This is a genomic window from Priestia koreensis (assembly GCF_001274935.1).
GTDB classification, from domain to species: domain Bacteria; phylum Bacillota; class Bacilli; order Bacillales; family Bacillaceae_H; genus Bacillus_AG; species Bacillus_AG koreensis.
Window position 1 is genome coordinate 46,623 of the sequence record NZ_LILC01000002.1, and the last position, 19,201, is coordinate 65,823.

The 19,201-nt window shown below is 42.1% G+C and carries 15 protein-coding genes; 9 read left to right on the plus strand and 6 right to left on the minus strand.

All coding sequences use genetic code 11. The features are described from left to right. Positions 1–71 precede the first annotated feature (71 nt). The 8 genes from AMD01_RS00285 to AMD01_RS24370 all read left to right on the plus strand — a co-directional run bounded on the left by AMD01_RS00285 (position 72) and on the right by AMD01_RS24370 (position 15,092). Complete coding sequence (locus AMD01_RS00285) at positions 72–692, plus strand: TVP38/TMEM64 family protein (protein ID WP_053399392.1); 621 nt, start codon at positions 72–74, stop codon at positions 690–692. A gap of 290 nt (positions 693–982) precedes the next feature. After that, positions 983–1,906 carry an intracellular short-chain-length polyhydroxyalkanoate depolymerase gene (phaZ, locus tag AMD01_RS00290; protein WP_053399393.1) on the plus strand — a complete coding sequence of 308 codons (924 nt, stop codon included), beginning with the start codon at positions 983–985 and terminating at the stop codon, positions 1,904–1,906. After that, positions 1,890–2,630: a 3-oxoacyl-ACP reductase FabG gene (fabG, locus tag AMD01_RS00295; RefSeq protein ID WP_053399394.1), complete on the plus strand. Its 741-nt coding sequence runs from the start codon at positions 1,890–1,892 to the stop codon at positions 2,628–2,630. The genes phaZ and fabG overlap by 17 nt, the downstream gene beginning before the upstream one ends. Positions 2,631–2,894: 264 nt before the next feature. Then, positions 2,895–6,398, plus strand: a complete 3,504-nt coding sequence (addB, locus tag AMD01_RS00300; protein ID WP_053399395.1) for a helicase-exonuclease AddAB subunit AddB — start codon at positions 2,895–2,897, stop codon at positions 6,396–6,398. Beyond that, a complete protein-coding gene (addA, locus tag AMD01_RS00305; protein WP_053399396.1) occupies positions 6,391–10,140 on the plus strand; it encodes a helicase-exonuclease AddAB subunit AddA in 3,750 nt (1,249 codons plus the stop codon). Before addB ends, addA begins: the two co-directional genes overlap by 8 nt. Positions 10,141–10,205: 65 nt before the next feature. Continuing rightward, the gene (locus AMD01_RS00310) at positions 10,206–11,384 is read left to right on the plus strand and encodes an exonuclease SbcCD subunit D (protein ID WP_053399397.1); all 1,179 of its coding nucleotides are present in this window, start codon (positions 10,206–10,208) and stop codon (positions 11,382–11,384) included. After that, positions 11,381–14,764 carry an SbcC/MukB-like Walker B domain-containing protein gene (locus AMD01_RS00315; protein WP_053399398.1) on the plus strand — a complete coding sequence of 1,128 codons (3,384 nt, stop codon included), beginning with the start codon at positions 11,381–11,383 and terminating at the stop codon, positions 14,762–14,764. Before AMD01_RS00310 ends, AMD01_RS00315 begins: the two co-directional genes overlap by 4 nt. 22 nt (positions 14,765–14,786) lie before the next feature. Continuing rightward, positions 14,787–15,092 carry an HNH endonuclease gene (locus tag AMD01_RS24370; RefSeq protein WP_083446352.1) on the plus strand — a complete coding sequence of 102 codons (306 nt, stop codon included), beginning with the start codon at positions 14,787–14,789 and terminating at the stop codon, positions 15,090–15,092. A gap of 472 nt (positions 15,093–15,564) precedes the next feature. On the opposite strand, the gene AMD01_RS00320 is transcribed toward AMD01_RS24370, so the two are convergent. From AMD01_RS00320 to AMD01_RS00345, 6 genes are read right to left on the minus strand one after another with little or no spacing between them, the layout of a single operon-like run. Continuing rightward, the gene (locus AMD01_RS00320) at positions 15,565–15,783 is read right to left on the minus strand and encodes a spore germination protein (protein ID WP_053399399.1); all 219 of its coding nucleotides are present in this window, start codon (positions 15,781–15,783) and stop codon (positions 15,565–15,567) included. A 42-nt stretch (positions 15,784–15,825) separates the two neighbouring features. Continuing rightward, positions 15,826–16,365, minus strand: a complete 540-nt coding sequence (locus tag AMD01_RS00325) for a spore germination protein GerPE (protein WP_083446353.1) — start codon at positions 16,363–16,365, stop codon at positions 15,826–15,828. 13 nt (positions 16,366–16,378) lie between these two features. Beyond that, a complete protein-coding gene (locus AMD01_RS00330) occupies positions 16,379–16,555 on the minus strand; it encodes a spore gernimation protein GerPD (protein WP_053399400.1) in 177 nt (58 codons plus the stop codon). Next, complete coding sequence (gerPC, locus tag AMD01_RS00335; RefSeq protein ID WP_053399401.1) at positions 16,552–17,223, minus strand: spore germination protein GerPC; 672 nt, start codon at positions 17,221–17,223, stop codon at positions 16,552–16,554. Before gerPC ends, AMD01_RS00330 begins: the two co-directional genes overlap by 4 nt. A gap of 35 nt (positions 17,224–17,258) precedes the next feature. Further along, positions 17,259–17,519: a spore germination protein GerPB gene (locus tag AMD01_RS00340; protein WP_053399402.1), complete on the minus strand. Its 261-nt coding sequence runs from the start codon at positions 17,517–17,519 to the stop codon at positions 17,259–17,261. 27 nt (positions 17,520–17,546) lie between these two features. Then, entirely contained in the window at positions 17,547–17,768 is a 222-nt protein-coding gene (locus tag AMD01_RS00345; RefSeq protein ID WP_053399403.1) for a spore germination protein, read from the minus strand. 251 nt (positions 17,769–18,019) lie between these two features. Here AMD01_RS00345 and AMD01_RS00350 point away from each other — a divergent pair, with 251 nt between their 5' ends. Next, positions 18,020–19,174: a DUF418 domain-containing protein gene (locus tag AMD01_RS00350; RefSeq protein WP_157052564.1), complete on the plus strand. Its 1,155-nt coding sequence runs from the start codon at positions 18,020–18,022 to the stop codon at positions 19,172–19,174. The last annotated feature ends 27 nt before the right edge of the window (positions 19,175–19,201 follow it).

A 19,201-nucleotide genomic window follows, 5' to 3' on the forward strand; every position in this document is an offset into this window, starting at 1 on the left:
CTTCAATGAATTGTGTTTAATCGCCTCCCTGAAAAGGGAGACGTGCATAACAGCGCAAGGAGAATAAATGAATGAACTGGGAGACAATTCAACACGTTTTCTCAATGGATTACATGCTAAAGTTACTTAGCGATTATCGTTCACTCGGAGCAATCCCCGCCATTTTATTGTTGATGCTCGAAGCTTTTATTCCCATTTTGCCACTTGTCGCGTTTGTAATAGCAAATGCAGCAGCATTCGGCTTATGGGGTGGGTTTCTCATTTCGTGGGGAGGGGCGTGCTTAGGATCTTTACTCGTTTTCTTGTTAATTAGAAAATTTGGCAGGCAACGATTTTTTCGCTTTTTAAGTCATCATTCAGGCGTAAAGCGAATAATGAACTGGATTGAACAACATGGTTTTGGTCCTATTTTTCTATTGCTGTGTTTTCCTTTTACACCGTCTGCGGCCATTAATGTGGTTGCGGGCCTTTCAAAAGTGAGCATTATGCAGTTCATGCTAGCAGTACTAAGTGGAAAAATGGTGATGATCTTTATGATTAGTTTTATTGGAGCGGATCTTTCTTCATTTGTGAGGCAACCATTTAAAGCGGTCATTGTCGCCGTTGTGATCTTCGTTCTATGGTTTGTGGGAAAACGAGTAGAAGCGAGATTAAATAAAACAACAAATGAAAAAATAAAGGAAGTGAGCTGAGCAGGTATACTGTTCAGCTTTATCTTTGTAAAATTGAGGGAAAAGTACTACAATAAATTTATGTAAACGTTTTCTTTACACGGTTTTATTCTGAATGACCGTGAAATAAATACAGATAAGATTAAGATACGGGAACGTGTACAAAGGTCGTCTAGACAAGTGAGGATTTACATAAAATAGGGTAAATAGATAACTAAACGAATGCATTTGTTCATAGAATGAATAGAATGCTTGAATGGACAACTTCATGATTTGCACCCAGAGAACTTGAATGAAGAGGGGGAGCATGGATGAGTACAATAACGTTGAAGAAGGTAGATATAGCTAATGGTGAAACAATTTCGTACCGTGAGCGTGAAGGCGGCGAACAGGTGGTTATTCTCGTACATGGGAATATGACGTCTTCGAAACACTGGGATGTAGTGCTTGAGGCGATGCCATCACAATTTAAGCTTTACGCGATTGATTTAAGGGGATTCGGTTTATCTACGTATCACGAGCCTATTAAACGCATCAAAGATTTCTCAGATGATTTAAGGCTTTTTGTTGATGAACTTCATTTGCAGAATTTTAGTTTAGTAGGATGGTCCACAGGTGGAGCCGTATGCATGCAATTTGTAGGTGAACATCCAGGATATTGTGACAAGCTGATCTTGCTAGCTTCCGCTTCAACAAGAGGTTATCCACTTTATGCGATCGGCGAGAACGGAACATTTGATGTATCAAAACGGTTAAAAACGTATGAAGATGTACAAACATATCCTAATTCATCTACCGCCGTTCAACACGCGTTTGATACGGGAAATCGTGAATTTTTTAGAAGTGTTTGGAATACGGTTATTTACCGGACGCATCAGCCAGAGCAGCGTAGATACGAAGAATATTTAGATGATATGCTGACACAGCGCAATCTGTTAGAAGTTAATCATTCGTTAAATACGTTTAATATTAGCCATCACGATCATGAAGCAGCAAAGGGGACAGGGATTGTAAATCATATTACGATTCCAACGCTTGTATTAAGAGGAGACCAAGATTTAGTGGTCACGAAAGAGATGACGGATGAAATTTTAGAGGATCTAGGATCGAATGCCATTTTTTACTCACTAACAGGCTGTGGACATTCACCGCTTATCGATGATTTAGAACAGCTCATTCATCAAATAGCGTCATTCGTTAACCAAGGGGGAATTGTAGATGAGATTAGAAAATAAAGTAGCACTTATTACAGGAGCAGCAAATGGGCTTGGCTTAGAGGCAGCCAAAGTGTTTGTGAAGGAAGGGGCACGAGTTGCGCTCGCAGATTTTAATGAAGAGCTTGGAAAAAAAGAAGCAGAAGCATTAAAAGAACAAGGTGGAGACGTTGAGTTTTTTCAAGTGAACGTAGCGGATCGACAAAGCGTCGACGAGTTAGTGAAAAATGTTGTGGATCGCTTTACGAAAATTGACATTTTAATCAACAATGCAGGAATTACGCGTGATGCCGTGCTAACGAAGATGAAGACAGAAGAATTCCAGCAGGTCATTGATGTAAACTTAACAGGTGTATTTCACTGTACGCAAGCGGTTGTCCCTTATATGGTGGCGCAAGAAAGCGGGAAAATTATCAATACTTCCTCCGTTTCAGGGATATATGGGAACGTTGGGCAAACGAATTACGCGGCGTCAAAAGCGGGTGTTGTTGGGATGACAAAGTCTTGGGCAAAAGAGCTTGGACGAAAAGGAATTAATGTAAATGCAGTCGCACCAGGCTTTATTGAAACGAACATGGTCAAGACGGTTCCGCAAAAAGTCATCGATCAATTAACAGCAACTATTCCACTGCAAAAGCTAGGACAGCCCTCTGATATTGCATATGCGTATTTATATCTTGCATCAGCAGAATCCAACTATGTAAATGGGACGGTTCTTCACGTTGATGGCGGTATTATGATGTAAGGAAATAAGATCAAAAGACTTCTCCATGCAGAAGTCTTTTTTTGTTGGGTAAGTTTTGGAGAGGAAAATGTGTACATTGGAAATTCATCATCAACTGCAGTAAAATAGAGGTAAGAGAAGCGGCTCAAACGCTCGTTAAGATTCGAAGCGTTTGATGCCGCTTCATTTGCCGAATTGAAAAAATTGTACCAACAATAAGATTAACCATTTTTGGTGGAGCTTTTTCTTTAAAATAGAGAGAAGAATAAGTTGGGAGGGGACGAAATGGCCGTTCAGTTTTTAATTGGTCGCTCAGGAAGCGGGAAAACACACCTGTTCATGGATGACATTCGTAAGCAGTCCAAAGACGATCCGTTTGGTGATCCGTTAATTTATATAGCGCCTGAACAAATGACGCATCAGCTCGAATATGAGTTTGTTCGTGACGAAGACCTTGCGGGAATGATTCGCGCGCATGTATTTAGCTTTCGTACGTTGACGCCACGAATTTTACAGGAAGTAGGAGGTTTCAGCCGCCAGCACATCACCCAGACGGGAATGAAAATGATGCTTCGTAAAATTTTAGAGAAGCGGAAAGAAGAGCTACGCGTTTTTAGTAAAGCAGCCGAAAAGCCAGGATTTTTAACGCACTTAGAACAGATGGTGACGGAATTCAAGCGCTACTGCGTTTCAGGTGAGATGCTAAGCGATCAAATTCAGCAGCTCGCAGACGATGGTGACAAGGTACTTGCTGATAAGCTTCAAGATTTGTCCGTTATTTATGGAGATCTTGACACGCAACTTGCTGATAAGTATGTCGGAACAGAGGATCAGCTTCGTTTGTTGGCTGAAAAGATTCCTGAATCATCGTATTTACGAGAGGCCACTGTGTATATCGATGGATTCCATATGTTTACGCCACAAGAAATAGAAGTGGTGGGTCAACTAATGAAAACGTCTAAGGATGTCTTTATTTCATTAACGGGCGATCGCGTGTATGATCAGCCATTTATTAATGAGTTAGATCTATTTCATGTAACGGCGCAAACCTATCATCAGCTTCATCAAGTCGCAATGGAGCATGGTGTTGAGGTCAAAGGTGCTCATGTATTGGAAGAATCCCGACGCTACAGTGAACATGAAGGACTGTATTATTTAGAACGATTTTTCGATGATCGTGCCATTGGTTCTTTCCAACGTGAAACGGAGGATATCGAGTTGCTTCCTGCTGCTAATCGCCGAGCAGAGGTTGAGGGGATTGCGAGAAAAATACAGGCGTTTGTTCGTGAAAACAACTATCGCTACCGTGATATTGCGATCATGATACGTAACACACCTGACTATCAAGATTTATTTGATGTCGTGTTCAAAGATTACGAGATTCCTTATTTTATTGACCAGAAGAAAGCGATGTTTCATCATCCACTAGTTGAGCTTATTCGCTCCTCCTTGGAAGTAGCACGAGGGTCATGGCGCTATGAGACGATTTTTAGAGCGGTAAAGACAGACTTGTTATTTCCGGTAAAAGCGAATTATCAAAAGCTTCGTGAGGAAATGGACGTGTTTGAGAATTATGCACTTGCTTACGGAATTAACGGAAAGCGCTGGACGAACTCAGAGCGTTGGACGTATCGCCGTTATCGATCACTCGAGGATATGGATGTTCCACAGACAGAAGAGGAGCTTCGGTTTGAAGATAAAATAAACGAATTGCGTGAGCTGATTGTAACGCCTATTCATACGTTACAAAAACGTCTAAAAAAAGCAAAAACGGGACGTGAACTTACAGAAGCTCTTTTCAACTATTTAACCGAGCTGAAGATCCCGAAGAAAATGCAGCGTCTGCAGGAAGCAGCTGTTGAAAACGGCGATCTGCGCCTTGCAAAAGAACACGATCAGGCATGGGAATCTGTTCTGGAGCTGATGGATCAGTTTGTTGAAATGATGGGGGATGAAAAGATTTCCCTTACGTTATTTACTGACATTATGGAAGCAGGGCTTGAGAGCATGGAGTTTGCCCTCGTTCCACCAGCCATGGATCAAGTGCTCATTGCGAACGTGGAACGGTCTCGTTTGCCAGACGTTAAAATGACGTTTATCGTGGGCTTTAATGAAGGGGTATTCCCGGCTAAGCCACAAGGTGACGGTGTACTTTCGGATCAAGAAAGGGAGCAGCTTCTAGATTCTGGCGTCCAGCTGGCAGCAGGAACGAGAAAGCGACTGTTTGAAGAGCAGTTTCTTATTTATTTAGCTACCTCGAGTCCATCTGAACGCTTGTGCATCAGTTACCCGCTTGCAAATGAAGAAGGAAAAACGATGCTGGCATCTATGTATGTTAACCGAATCAAAGAAATGTTTCCGGTCGTGAAGGAAACATTCCTTGTACAAGATCCAGGAAATGTACCTGATGATGAGCAAATTCATTTCGTCTCGAATCCACGAACGACTCTTGCGTATCTTGCAGGGCAAATGCAGGCGTGGAAGCGACAGTATCCAATGAGCGATATTTGGTGGAGTGCATATAACCACTTGATAGAAAAAGATCAACTGTGGAAGCTCTATAGCCATCGTGTATTGAGCGCGTTGTTTTACAAAAATGAAGCAAAGCGACTTACAAAAGAGACAAGCTATCACTTGTATGGAAAGCATATTCAGGCAAGCGTATCACGCATGGAGAAATATCAAGCGTGTCCGTTCTCCCATTTTGCTTCACATGGATTGCGTTTAAAAGAACGAAAAGCGTTTAAACTTGCGGCGCCTGATATCGGTGAATTGTTCCATGCGGCGTTAAAAATGATTTCCGAACAGCTTCGTAACGATCAAAAGGACTGGCGTCAGTTGACGAAAAAAGATTGCCAAACGCTCTCGTTAAATGCTGTGAATGAGCTGGCGCCGCGTTTGCAAAATGAAATCTTGCTAAGTTCAAATCGCCATCATTATCTGAAGCATAAGCTGCAACAAATCATTGAAAGAGCATCAATGATTTTAAGTGAGCATGCAAAAGCGAGTGGGTTTGAACCAATCGGCTTAGAAATGGCCTTTGGTCCAGATGGTGATCTTCCATCCATTCAGTTTGAGCTTCCAAACGGACAAACGATGGAGCTTATTGGTCGTATTGACCGCGTTGATAAAGCAGAAAGCTCAAAAGGTCTGCTTTTACGGATTATTGACTATAAGTCCAGTGATAAGGCATTGAACCTTGTCGAAGTTTATTATGGTTTGGCGCTCCAAATGCTTGCTTATTTAGATGTGGTCGTTACGTATGCAGAAAAGCTCGTAGAAAACGGACATGGAGCGCTTCCGGCAGGAGTTTTATACTTCCACGTTCATAATCCAATGATTAATAGTTCAAAGTCGATGACCATTGATCAAATTGAAGAAGAGCTATTTAAAAAGTTTAAGATGAAAGGTCTTTTATTAGGAGATGAAGAGTCCGTTCGCCTTATGGACCAATCGCTTGAGAGCGGTCATTCGAAGATTGTTTCGGCTGGAATAAAAGGCTCGGGCGAATTTTATTCAAATTCATCTGTTGCAAGCCAAGAAGAATTTAGCTATTTGCGTGGATATATGCGTAACAAATTCCAAGAAATCGGTACAAATATTACGGATGGTGTGGTCGATATTGCACCTTACAAACTAAAAGATCGTACGCCATGTGAATTTTGTTCCTATCGATCTGTTTGTCAGTTTGATCAGGCGATGGAGGAGAATGAGCACCGTGTACTGCCTGTTGAAAAGAGTGCAACCATACTAGACAAAATTCGAGAGGAGGGCTACAAAATTGACTAACGATCTTATGACGAAACCAGCCAATAGTCAATGGACAGATGATCAGTGGAAAGCCATTGCGGCTTCAGGACAGGATATTCTTGTTGCGGCAGCAGCAGGTTCAGGGAAAACGGCAGTACTTGTTGAACGAATTATTATAAAAGTAATCTCTGAGCAGGATCCGTTAGACGTGGATCGACTTTTAATTGTTACATTTACAAATGCCTCAGCTGCTGAAATGCGTACGCGTATTGGAGAAGCGCTTGAGAAACAGTTAAAAAGCAATCCATCATCTCTGCATTTGCGTCGCCAGCTAAGCCTGCTAAACCGAGCGTCTATTTCAACTCTTCACTCGTTTTGCCTAGACGTGATTCGGAAATATTACTATGCCATCGACATTGATCCAGGTTTTCGTATTGCAGATGATGCAGAGGCGGAGCTGATTCGTGAAGAAGTACTAGAGGAACTTTTTGAGGAAGAGTATAGCATTGAGGATAACAGTGTCTTTTTTGATCTGATTGATCGCTATACAAATGATCGAAGTGATGCGGATATTCAAGTGATTGTTCGTCATCTGTATGAATTCTCACGCTCCAATCCGTTTCCTAAGCAGTGGCTGTCACAGCTAATCAATCAGTATGATGTTGAAGAAGATACGGTGATCGATTCGCTTCCATTCATTCCGTTTTTATTAAAAGAAGTGTCCTCGCAATTAAAGGGGATTCAAGCACTTTTAGAAGAAGGAATGAACCTTACGAAGCTCCCGGAAGGACCTGCGCCACGAGCGGCAAACTTTGAGGAGGATTTAGCTCAAATTGATCGCTTACGATCAGCAAGTGAACGGTCGTTTACAGAGCTTCATGAAGAAATGCAAACACTGTCTTTTTCTCGTCTAAAGGCGTGTAAAAAAGGAGAATATGACGCAGCACTTGTTGAACAGTCGGGCGATTTGCGTAAAAAAGGGAAAGAGTCTCTCGAAAAACTTCAAAGTGAATTGTTTGCAAGACCCGTTCATGCCTATATGGGTGACTTTTCAAATATGAAGCCTGTTGTCGAGAAACTCGTTGAGCTTGTAAACAGCTTTGCGGAACGCTACGATGCGGTCAAACGAGAAAAGGGCTTAGTGGATTTTTCTGATTTAGAGCACTACTGTTTGCGCATTTTACGGGAAGAAACAGAAGATGGTCAGCTACTGCCTTCTGCTATTGGAAAGAAATATCGCCAGCAGTTCAAAGAAGTGCTAGTAGATGAATACCAAGACACAAATATGGTACAAGAATCCCTCATTTCTCTTGTGACGAAAGATGACGAGCACGAAGGGAATTTATTTATGGTAGGGGACGTGAAGCAATCCATCTATCGTTTCCGTTTGGCAGAACCATTTTTATTCCTAAGCAAATACAAGCGTTTTACCCATGAAGGTCGTCAAGGCGGGTTGAAAATTGATTTAAATAAAAACTTCCGAAGCCGTTCGCAGGTTCTTGATGCAACAAACTTTATTTTTAATCAAGTGATGGACGAGGAAGTTGGGGAAATTTCTTATGATGATGATGCTGCGTTAAAGCTTGGCGCCTCTTATCCTTCTGTAGAAGGCATGGAGACAGAGCTTGCGCTTATCACAAAAGATAAAAAAGGGGCATCTGATGAGGAGTCACCTGATGAGGGTGTTTTCTCTGAAGCAGAGCTTGAAACATCTCAGCTTGAGGCTCGCTATATGGCACGTCGAATTAAAAAAATGGTTCAAGAGCGTTTTCAAATTTATGATCGTAAGCTTGAGACAACAAGAAGCGTTACGTATCGAGATTTTGTCATTCTGCTTCGCTCCATGCCATGGGCTCCGCAGATTATGGAAGAATTTAAGGAAGAGGGAGTTCCGATTTATGCGAACCTTTCAACCGGTTATTTTGATGCGACGGAAGTATCCATTATGCTGTCACTTCTTCGCGTAATTGATAATCCGTATCAAGATATTCCGCTTGCAGCCATTCTTCGCTCGCCGATTGTCGGGCTTTCAGAGGAAGAGCTTGCGACCATTCGGATTGCGAATAAAAAGGGATTGTTTTATGAGGCGATGCAAGATTTCCAGCGCCAAGTGGCTTCTGCTGAGCAGGCAGAGCTAGAAGAAAAGGTAAATCTTTTTTATCAGCAGCTTCAAACATGGCGTACACGCGCAAGACAAGATTCGTTGTCGTCACTTATTTGGCAAATCTATCGTGACACAGGGTTTTATGATTTTGTCGGAGGTCTTCCAGGCGGAAAGCAGCGCCAAGCAAATCTGCGAGCGCTCCATGATCGTGCCAGACAATACGAAGCAACCTCGTTTAGAGGATTGTTCCGCTTTTTACGTTTTATTGAGCGAATGCAAGAGCGCGGTGATGATTTAGGTGCAGCAAGGGCGCTTGGTGAACAAGAAGACCTTGTGCGTCTAATGACTATTCATGGAAGTAAAGGGCTTGAGTTTCCTGTTGTGTTCGTAGCAGGTCTATCGAAGCAATTTAATATGATGGATTTAAATAAAAATTATTTGCTCGATAAAGAATTGGGCTTTGGCTCGAAGCTGATTAATGCGAAGCTTCGAATCAGTTACCCGACGCTTCTTCAACAAACCATTAAGCGCAAAATGAAAAATGAAAGCATGGCTGAAGAGATGCGCGTTCTGTACGTTGCACTAACGCGTGCGAAGGAAAAGCTTATTCTCGTTGGAACCGTTAATGACATTGAAAAATCAGTAACTAAATGGGAAGCAGCCAGCGCATCGTCAAAATGGGTACTGCCTGCACACCTCCGATCCGGAGCTAAGTCTTATTTAGACTGGGTAGGGCCATCGCTTATCCGCCATCCGAGCATCGAGCACTTGGCAGGTGAGCGTTCATCAAACGTGACAACATCACCGATATACAACGATTCATCAAAGTGGAGCATCCAGCTACTTCATGCTCAGGAGCTAGAAGAAAATCTTCAGGAAGAGCAGCTACAGCACGAAGCACTTTTAGAGGCTGTAGAAAAAGGAGAAAAGGTTGACATCAAGTCTTCTTTTGAAACAGAAATACACGAGCGAATGAACTGGACCTATTCGCACAAAGAGGCAGCAGGTCATTATGCGAAGCAATCTGTTTCTGAGCTTAAGCATCAGCAACTACAGGATGGGACGAGCGATGAGCGCTTTGTTCGAAAGTTTCAAGGCCCTGTAGCAGATCGTCCGTCGTTTATGCAGGAAAAGACGCTGACTCCTGCTGAAAAAGGGACGATTACTCATCTGGTCCTTCAGCATATTGACTTGAAGGCAGATGTCTCAGAGGAATCGGTTCGTGAACTCGTCAGCTCCTTAATTACAAAGGAAATTCTAACAGCAGATCAAGCAGAAGGTGTAAACATCCAAAATGTCGTGCGTTTCCTCGAAAGTGAGATCGGCTCTCGGCTACGTCAAGCTCCTTATGTGAAGCGTGAACTGCCATTCCGCTTAGGGTTAAAGGCAGAAGAAATTTATTCAGATTGGCAGGGTGACACAGAAGAGACCGTGTTAATTCAAGGTGTGATTGACTGCTTGTTCCGTGATGAAAAAGGCTTTGTGTTAGTAGACTTTAAAACAGATAATATTTCAGAGCGTTTTGGCGGAGATTTCAGCGAAGCCAAGCCGGTCCTTCAAGAGCGTTATCAGTTCCAAATTGATACGTATTCGAAGGCGATTGAGCGTATTTTAAAACAAGAAAGCATTGAGCGATGCCTCTATTTCCTAGACGGTGGCTATGAGCTTTATTTATAAAAACAGTGAAGAGGTGACTTTACGTAAGGTCACCTCTTTCATACAGATTAAAGGGGGAATTCATGATGAGGCTTTTACATACAGCCGATTGGCATCTAGGTCGCACGTTAGAAGGAAGAAGCAGATTATTGGAACAAGCACAATTTCTCGATGAATTAGTAGAGATCGTCGAGCGTGAACAGGTCGATGCCATTTTAATGGCAGGGGATGCATTTGATACAGTCAATCCTCCAGCAGCGGCAGAGCAACTGTTTTACGAAGGGATTTCCCGTTTATCAAACGGTGGAAAGCGCCCAATCATTGTGATCGCTGGGAATCATGATAATCCAGAGCGTCTTTCAGCAGCAAATCCACTAGCCTTTACACAAGGAATTACGTTACTCGGACTGCCAACTCTTGATGTTCAATCTATTCACATCCCATCTACGCAAGAAGTATTAAAAGTAGCGGCACTTCCGTATCCATCGGAATCACGATTAAAAGAAGTATTATCAGAGGAAAATGACGAACTCGCGCTACGTAACTCGTATGATCAGCGCATTGCCGGTATGTTTGCAAAGATGAGCGAGCAGTTTTCAAGTGATGCTGTGAATATAGCAATGAGTCATATTCACGTAGCGGGAGGCAGTGCCAGCGATTCGGAGCGTCCGATCGAGGTTGGGGGTGCTTATACAGTTGCAGCAACTTCACTTCCTAAGGACGCGCAGTACGTGGCACTTGGTCACCTCCATCGTCCCCAGGATGTTAAGCGGGCCTTAGCTCCTTCGCGCTATTCAGGTTCGCCATTAGCGTATAGCTTTTCAGAATCAGGCTACACAAAATCGGTTACGATCATCGACGCACAGCCTAATCAGCCTGTTCAGCTATCAGAAGTGTATTTATCAAGCGGTAAGCCTCTTGTACGCTGGAAAGCGAAAAACGGGTTAGCGGAAGTTCATCAGTGGATTGATGAAGGGAAGGATTCTCAGGCTTTTATTGATCTCGAAATTCACTTAACGGACATGCTTTCTTTAGAGGAGATTTATCGTCTTCGCAAGCTTCATGAAGGATTTATTCATATTCGCCCAGTGTTTGAACAAACAGAGGAAGTAGAAGAGCGTTCCTCACAAAAGGATTTGCCAATCCCAGAGCTTTTCCGCCGCTTTTATGAACGGCAAACAGGTGGAGCACAGCCTGGTGATGAATTAACAAAGCTATTTTTATCACTAGTAGAGGACGAAGAGACTGAGGAGGTTGAAGCATGAAACCAATTTCGTTATCTATTGCGGGGCTTCATAGCTTCCGAGAAAAGCAGATTATTGATTTTGAAGATTTGTGTAACGGCGGCGTGTTCGGGATTTTTGGTACCACAGGGAGCGGGAAGTCATCAATTTTAGATGCAATGACGCTTGCGCTGTACGGGAAGGTAGAACGTGCTGCAAATAATACTCAAGGAATTTTAAATCACGCGGAAAATGAATTAAAGGTGTCGTTTACGTTTGAACTTGAAAATGCGTCGAATAAAAAGCGTTATAAAGTCGAACGAAGCTTTAAACGTTCCGATGAACTTCGCGTTAAATCTGCTACAAGTCGTATTGTTGAAGTCGGTGAGGAACAGTTTGTATTAGCTGATAAAACAAACGAGGTTAATCAGCATGTTCAAGATTTATTAGGACTTACGATTGATGATTTTACACGAGCAGTTGTGCTTCCTCAAGGGAAATTTGCTGAGTTTCTTTCGTTAAAAGGGGCGGAGCGCCGCCAAATGCTACAGCGGTTATTTAACCTTGAACAGTATGGCGATCAGCTAACAAAGAAGCTAAGAGCAAAAGTTCAAGCCGTGACGAGCGATTTGGATAAGATCATGGCTGAACAAGCAGGTCTTGGTGAAGCTTCTAAGGAACGCTTACAGGAGGCGAAGGAAGAGCTTGAGGGGAGCCAAAAGCTTTTAGCCAAGAGACAGGGTGAGCTTGCTGAGGTGGAAAAGCTGTACGAAAAAGAAAAGCAGCTTTGGCAGTGGCACCAAGAGCAAGTTTCATTAGAAGAAGAACTCCGAAAGCTTGCTGACCAGGAAATTGAAATTGAACGGAAGCAGGAGACGTTAAAGCATGCGGAAGCCGCTGATAAGTTGAAGCCATATCTAGAAGACTTGGAGCGAACTAAAAAGCAGGTAGAAACATCACAGCAGCGTATTGATGAGCTGACGATGAGTTTAGAAAAAGCGAAAGGTCAGTATGAACAGGCACAAGCACAGTATGAAAAGGTGCGTGAACACAAAAAAGAACAAGAGCCTCTCCTACTAGGGAAAAAAGAACAGCTTCAACAAGCGAAAAAACTGGAACAGGCGATTGAAGAAGCGAAGAATCAGGTAAAACAATTAGATGAGAAGCGCTTAAATCAAGAGAAAGAGATGGCTGAAACGAAAAATGGCCTCGAAAAAGCACGTTCTTTACTAGTACGTGGGACGGAAAAGCAACAAGTTCTAAAAGGGGAACTAGAAGCGGTTGTTGTGCCATTTGAATATCGTGAGCAGGTACAAAAAGCGTATAGTGAGAAGCAACGTTTATCAGGGATTCAATTATCGATTTCTGAGCTTGAGGAAGAGTTGAAGCAAAAAGACGCATCTTACATGAACTTAGTATCAAGACAGAAGAGCCAAGAAGAGCAAGTGAAAAGAAGTGAACAGCAAGGAAATGAGTTGTTTGGTTCGCTGCAGGAAGCTTACGAGGTCGTTTGTGAAAGAGAACGCGAATGTGAGGCACTTCTTCAGCAAGGAGAAGAACACGTTGAAGAGATGAAAAAGAAGCAACAGCGTGAACAAGTCAAACATCTAGCACTAACTCTTGCAAAAGGTTTAAGTGAGGGAGAAGCGTGTCCGGTATGTGGTGCTACTCATCATCCTCAGCTTGCAACAGAGGTATCAGGAGAAGAAAAGGATGGTCAAAAGCAAGCCCTTGAACAAATTCTTCGTGAATTCAGACCATCTGCAGGAGAGTTTGCTTCTTTAAAGCTACAGCTTCAGCATTATGCAGAGCAGCTTGTCGCAGAAGGTTTTTCGAAGGCACAATTAGAAAAAACGGACGTCGCCCCCATTCAGGAATTGAATGAAGAGGCCTTAATCGACTACATGACGAACATGGAATCAGAAATTAAGTCACTGCAGCAAGATCAGCTTCAGATACGAGATCGTGTCCAGCGATTTTTAAGTGATGTGCGAAAGCTTCATCAGGAGAAGCAAAGCCTGCATATTCAGCTTGAACGCGAGGAAAAGGACCAAGAAATAGGAAAGGAGAAGCTCAAAAAGCGTCAGGAGGAGCATCTTACTGCTCTTCGACAATTCGAGAAGGCCTATCCGCATATGGAGCTCGAGCAGGTGGACGAACTGCAAAAAGAAATCAGTGAACGTGATAAAAAAGAGCAGGAGTTAAAAGAAAAGCTCAATATAAGCGTTCGTTTTTTAGAAGAACAGCAGCAAAAAACGGAGCGCTTTACAAATCAAGTCTCGATTCTTGAAAAAGATCTCGCTGAAACAACGTTTTCGTATAAAACAAAAAATGAAGCAGTCGAGGAAAAAAACGGTGAGCTACGCTCTATTATCGGTCAAGGGAATGTAGACGTGCTATGGGCAGAAACGACCCAAAAGCTAGCGAAGCTTACCGAAATGGAGGAATCCTCTTACCAAATGCTTCAGCAACTTCAAAAAGTGTATCAATCCATTGAGAGAGATGCGCAGGCTGAACAGCACCTTCTGCAACAATCGACCGACCACCTTCAAGCATCTTCTCAAAGCTGGGAAGAGCGCTTAGGCAACTCTTATTTTGCTTCTGCCGAAGAAGTAAAGGCAGCTTTTTTATCAGAAGATGTGATGAAGGGGTTAAGTGAAAGAATTCAAGCGTTTTTGGAAACGATAAAGACAATTCGTCATGATCTTGATGCAGTGAATAAGAAGCTGCATGAGCAGGAGATCACAGAAGAGAAGTGGCTTCAAACGCAGCAATTAAGGGAAGAACTGCATAGTAGTGTTAATGAGGCGGTAAGAGCAACAGGAGCCGCACAAAAGGCGTTAGAAGATATTGAAAATCGTCATGAGCGATTCAATGATCTAGAAGAGAAAAGAGAAGAATATGCTCATCTGTCAGAGCAATATCAAAAGCTTCAAAGCGTCTTCAAAGGAAATAGCTTTGTGGAGTATATTGCAGAGGAACAGTTGATGAATGTTACACGTGATGCATCGAAGCGGTTAGGCATGTTAACACGTCAGCGCTATGCGATCGAAATTGATTCACAGGGTGGATTTATTATGCGAGACGATGCAAATGGCGGTGTTAAGAGACCGGTAAGCTCACTTTCAGGTGGGGAAACGTTTTTAACGTCGCTTGCACTAGCGCTTTCACTTTCCGCACAAATTCAGCTTAGGGGCGAGTATCCGCTACAGTTCTTTTTCCTTGATGAAGGGTTTGGTACGTTAGACGGTGAGCTTCTTGATAATGTGGTTACATCTCTTGAGAAAATTCAGTCACAGCAATTATCCATTGGCGTCATCAGTCACGTACAAGAGCTACGTGCTCGTCTGCCGAAGCGACTTCTTGTCGAAGCAGCAGAGCCATCTGGACGAGGAACACGTGTGAAAATCGAAACCTTATAAGCATAAAGGGGAGGGAAAGAACATCGGAAAACGAATCAAGCACATTGGAACTTGTGCCCTTTGTGGGCGTGAAGAGGTTGAAACAACGGTACATCACCTTACTCCGAAGGAAAAGGGCGGAACGTTTGAACCGACTGCGGATTTGTGTATTCCTTGTCATAAACAAATTCACGCGCTATACACAAATGAAGAGCTAGCAGTACGCCTAAATACAATTGAAGATTTGCGAAAAGACCCAAAAATTTGGGCCTTTGTAAAATGGATTCGAAAACAACCCTCCTCAAAGGTGCCGAGAATAAAAAAATCAAATGAGCGACGTCGGAAATAAAACAGCGTAGAAATGTAGCTTTCTAGAAGTTAACGTATCGAAAAAAAAGCCTATTCGCACACGAATAAGGCTTTTTTTGCTATCCATACAATTTAGAGGGCAGATCAAAATCCAAATTACTTAATGTTTTTAGTTGCTTCAATTGCTTCTAGAATGAGTCTATTTTCTCCGTTTGAAAAAAGAAGAAGCAAAATAAGAAATGATCACAATCATGATCATAAATGCCGTATCCAAGAGGGTATAACTACCCCTGATTAGGATGAAAATCCAGACAAATAAACACAATACAACGATTTTTACTATGTCAATCAAACCAATGTTCATTTCAACAGCCACCTTTTTCTGTAGAGATTAAATCTGTAAAACTAACTGTTAGTTCCTTTACCCGAATTTTACCGTTATTCATATGTAATGGCTACATAAATATGGAATTAATAAGTAAAGTCCTCCCAAATAGCGGGAGGACTTTTTGTTAGGCATTTGCCACGTTATTTTGATCATTGATATCAGGATCGAGTGTATTTGTACCCGAAATTCCTGTATTTGTGTTAATAAAGTTTCCTGTGTTGAAGGAACCAGAGCCAGCCGCTGTTTTTGAGCCGCTCTTAGGGGAAACGTAAAACGTATCGCCAAACGTTACTACGCCTCCACCGACGCTGACGATTTGAACGGGACCAATTAATGCAGGCATAATTAAACATCCTTTTCATCTTGAAGTATGGCGGGCAAGTGATCATCGAGAGGATGCATTTGCATTACCTGTTCCACCGATGTTGCCGCTTGCTCCTGTTTGGACAGGTGTATTTCCTGGCGTTACTTTTTGTTTTTTCTTTCCTTTTGAGGACGAACTAGAGTCAGCGTCATCTTTTTTAATGTTTGGATTGTTTTTAGACTCGGCGGTCTCTAGCTCACGAATATGTTTCACGCGTGCTTCCCCAAAAATATCACAAGTTGATCCAACGTGAATAAGGGACGAGAACGAAGTACCAATCACTTTTATACTGTGAACTTTAATGGCAGAACAGTCGTTGATCACGTTCATATCGACACGAGCCCCAGGTAAGAACTGTGGAATAGGCTCTGAGAACACGCTATAGTCGTCAAAGTCGCCTTCTCTTCCATAAAAGAGGGGATACTCGCGCTGATCTGCTAAAGCCTTTGTGAACATGTTAATAATCTGTGAATCTCCCACTTGTAAAAGTGAACAGGAACTGACAGATTTTATATTTATGATGTCTACATATGACGTTCTTCTTGGTCCTAAAATGTTCATTATGCACTCATCCTTATGTTAAAGATAGCGGTACATACGGGCCGATAATTAACGATTCAGCCGGTGTATCAAACGTCGCCGACAAATTGACATAATGGGCATCGCCGATGAGAAAAATAGAGGAGGACGATACACCTGTAATTTTAATATCGCCTACTAATAAGTCTCGGTTAATGACGGTGTAATTCATGTCGGTCCACCCTCGCTTTTTAATGATTCAGGTAAATAGGTTAAAAAAGCGTTAATTCCCTTTTTGATATCTTCCACAAGCTTACTCAATACGTCTTCTCTTACGGCCTCACGATTTTCAGCGATCATGCGAGCATCTAGTTGCTGAAGGTGATAGATGATGCGCGGTTCAAGCTGCTTTTTAATGTCTTCAATAATAAATTCATAATATGAATAGTCAATCTGAAACTGTCGTTCTGTTAAAATAGAAGTAATCACCGACTCCCCGTGTTCTTCAAGATCTGCTAAAATTTGTGCATGAATTTCTTCCACGAGCTCTGAAGGAATTGAGCGGTTCTCAACTGGATATAACGTCGGGTTAACGGGCGGAACATTCAAATCTTGGCCAGCTGAAGGCGTAGTGTTGGAATTAATAATAAAGTCCTCCATATTATCTGGCGTAAGTGGGTTCAATCCGATATTTAGTGTTCCATCTAATGTATCAATCTTTAACTGCTCAAATTTATATTCAATTTTATCAATTTTTGTTGCAGGTTTTTCATCGAGTTCTTTGACCTTATCCTGTAACTCTTGTACAGAGGCTTCAAGCTGCTGAATGCGTTCGGTTTGATGCTGAATGTAATTTGAGACTTGCTGGATGTATTGATAAAGGTGTTGCAAATAGTCCACCTGACCTCACTCCTTTGAAAAGATCACCTTTCAGATCATTCTGGTTTTGGGGGAGTAAGAGTAGTGGACGGGACGCCTGGTGTTGCCTGAAGGGGCTGCAAAGTTGTTGGTGACACAGAAGCTAATGTTGAGCTTTTTCCAGGTTTCGGTGCAGGCTCTGTAAATCCTCCGGTGTTAAATAAATTGGAGTTAGCGGTCAAAGCGCCCACACTGCCGATTTGTAAAATGGATGAGTTGGACACGGCATTAACCTTCAGAACCTGGATGTAGATACTTTGATTAACGTAAAAGTTCAACGAAAGCACCTCCTATGGCAAAGCATTTTATAAGTTTCCGGTAATGGTTTGATCATTGACATCTTGATCATTTGTATTTGTTGAACTTTGTTGATTCCAAACGCGTAATCCATCTCCGGTATTAAATGATCCAGCACCAGCAAATGTTTTGGCGGAAGAAACTGGCGAGATGCTGTATACGTCACCGATATGGAATACACTACCGCTACCAACGCTGTTCATGTTAATTACTCCTACAATTGCTGGCATAGTCAAACACCCTCTGAATGAATTTTCTAGTGTTATCCTATGAAGGCAAAAGACATATGGTGAATGCCTAATGTAACATAACTCTTCTCATACTCCCTATATAACTGAGTCTATGCGTAAGAGTGCTAGTGTATAGGTAAAAGAGAAAACTTTTTTTCGAAATTCTTTGTAAGACCTCTGTTTACAATAGAAGAAGCGTCGTTTAAAGATGTGGAAAATAAATGATCAATATAATGAGGTGAAATGAAAAAGTGTCCGTTCGATACAAATCCATTGATAGTATAAGAGGGTTCTCCTTGCTCGGTATTTTACTTGTGAATATGCCTGATTTTTACTCGCCTCATCTGTATATGAGTCAAGAGAAGCCATTCTCTCGTGATATTGCTTCCTTTTCCATCGACGTTTTGGCACGAGCAAGCTTTTATCCGCTATTTGCGATGTTATTTGGTTTTGGATTCATGATGATGTTTGAAAACGCTCGGAAGCAGGGGCATTCATTTTCTTCGATGTACCGAAGAAGGTTAGTAGGGCTCTTTTTACTCGGGTGCATTCATGCCTTCCTCATTTGGTACGGAGATATCTTAATTAGCTATGCGTTGTGTGGAGCTGTACTGTGGTTTTTCAAAGATGCTTCTGTAAAAAGACTTTTAACAAGTGGCCTTGTTATTTGTCTTATTCCTGTTTTTATTGTTACCTCACTGTTAGTAGTGTCTGGTGATACGACAGAAGAAACCGGTCTTTATCAACACATAATTAAAGAGTCATTCGAGACATACGCAAGTGGAACATTCGGAATGATCGTTCATCAGCGACTTCAAGATTGGTTGTATTTAAATAATATTTATTCGGTACCTTTTTTGTTTGTATCTATTTTTCCTTTCTTTTTGTTTGGAGCAGCTGCCGCTAAGGCAAGGGTCGTTCAAAAAGTCGAGAACTACGTGCTCTTTCTAAAAGGAACATTACTTCTTTCTGCCTGTTTCTTTTTGTTAGGGAAGCTGTTGCCATACATAGTGGGGGAAAACGCAGTTATGCGCTATGTTCATGATAGTATCGGAGGGCCAGCGGGATCACTGTTCTACGGTAGTTTCCTTTTATTAATCCTGCGAAAGAAGGTTGGCCAGAAACTTATGTCTCCGTTTGCTGCAATGGGAAAGCTATCGCTTACAAATTATTTGGGTCAGTCTGTGCTGTCAACACTGCTTTTTTATTCCTACGGTGCAGGCCTTTACGGAAAAATTTCAACGCTTGAAGGAATAGGGATTACGTTTTTCATTTTCTGGGTACAGATGATTGTGAGCAATTGGTGGATGAAAAACCATCTATTTGGTCCAATTGAGTGGTTGCTGCGTTCATTCATTCGTCGACAAAAACAGCCGTGGAAAAGAGCGGAAATAGAACAAAATTAGGGGAAAATGTCCTAGATCGTCGATTGT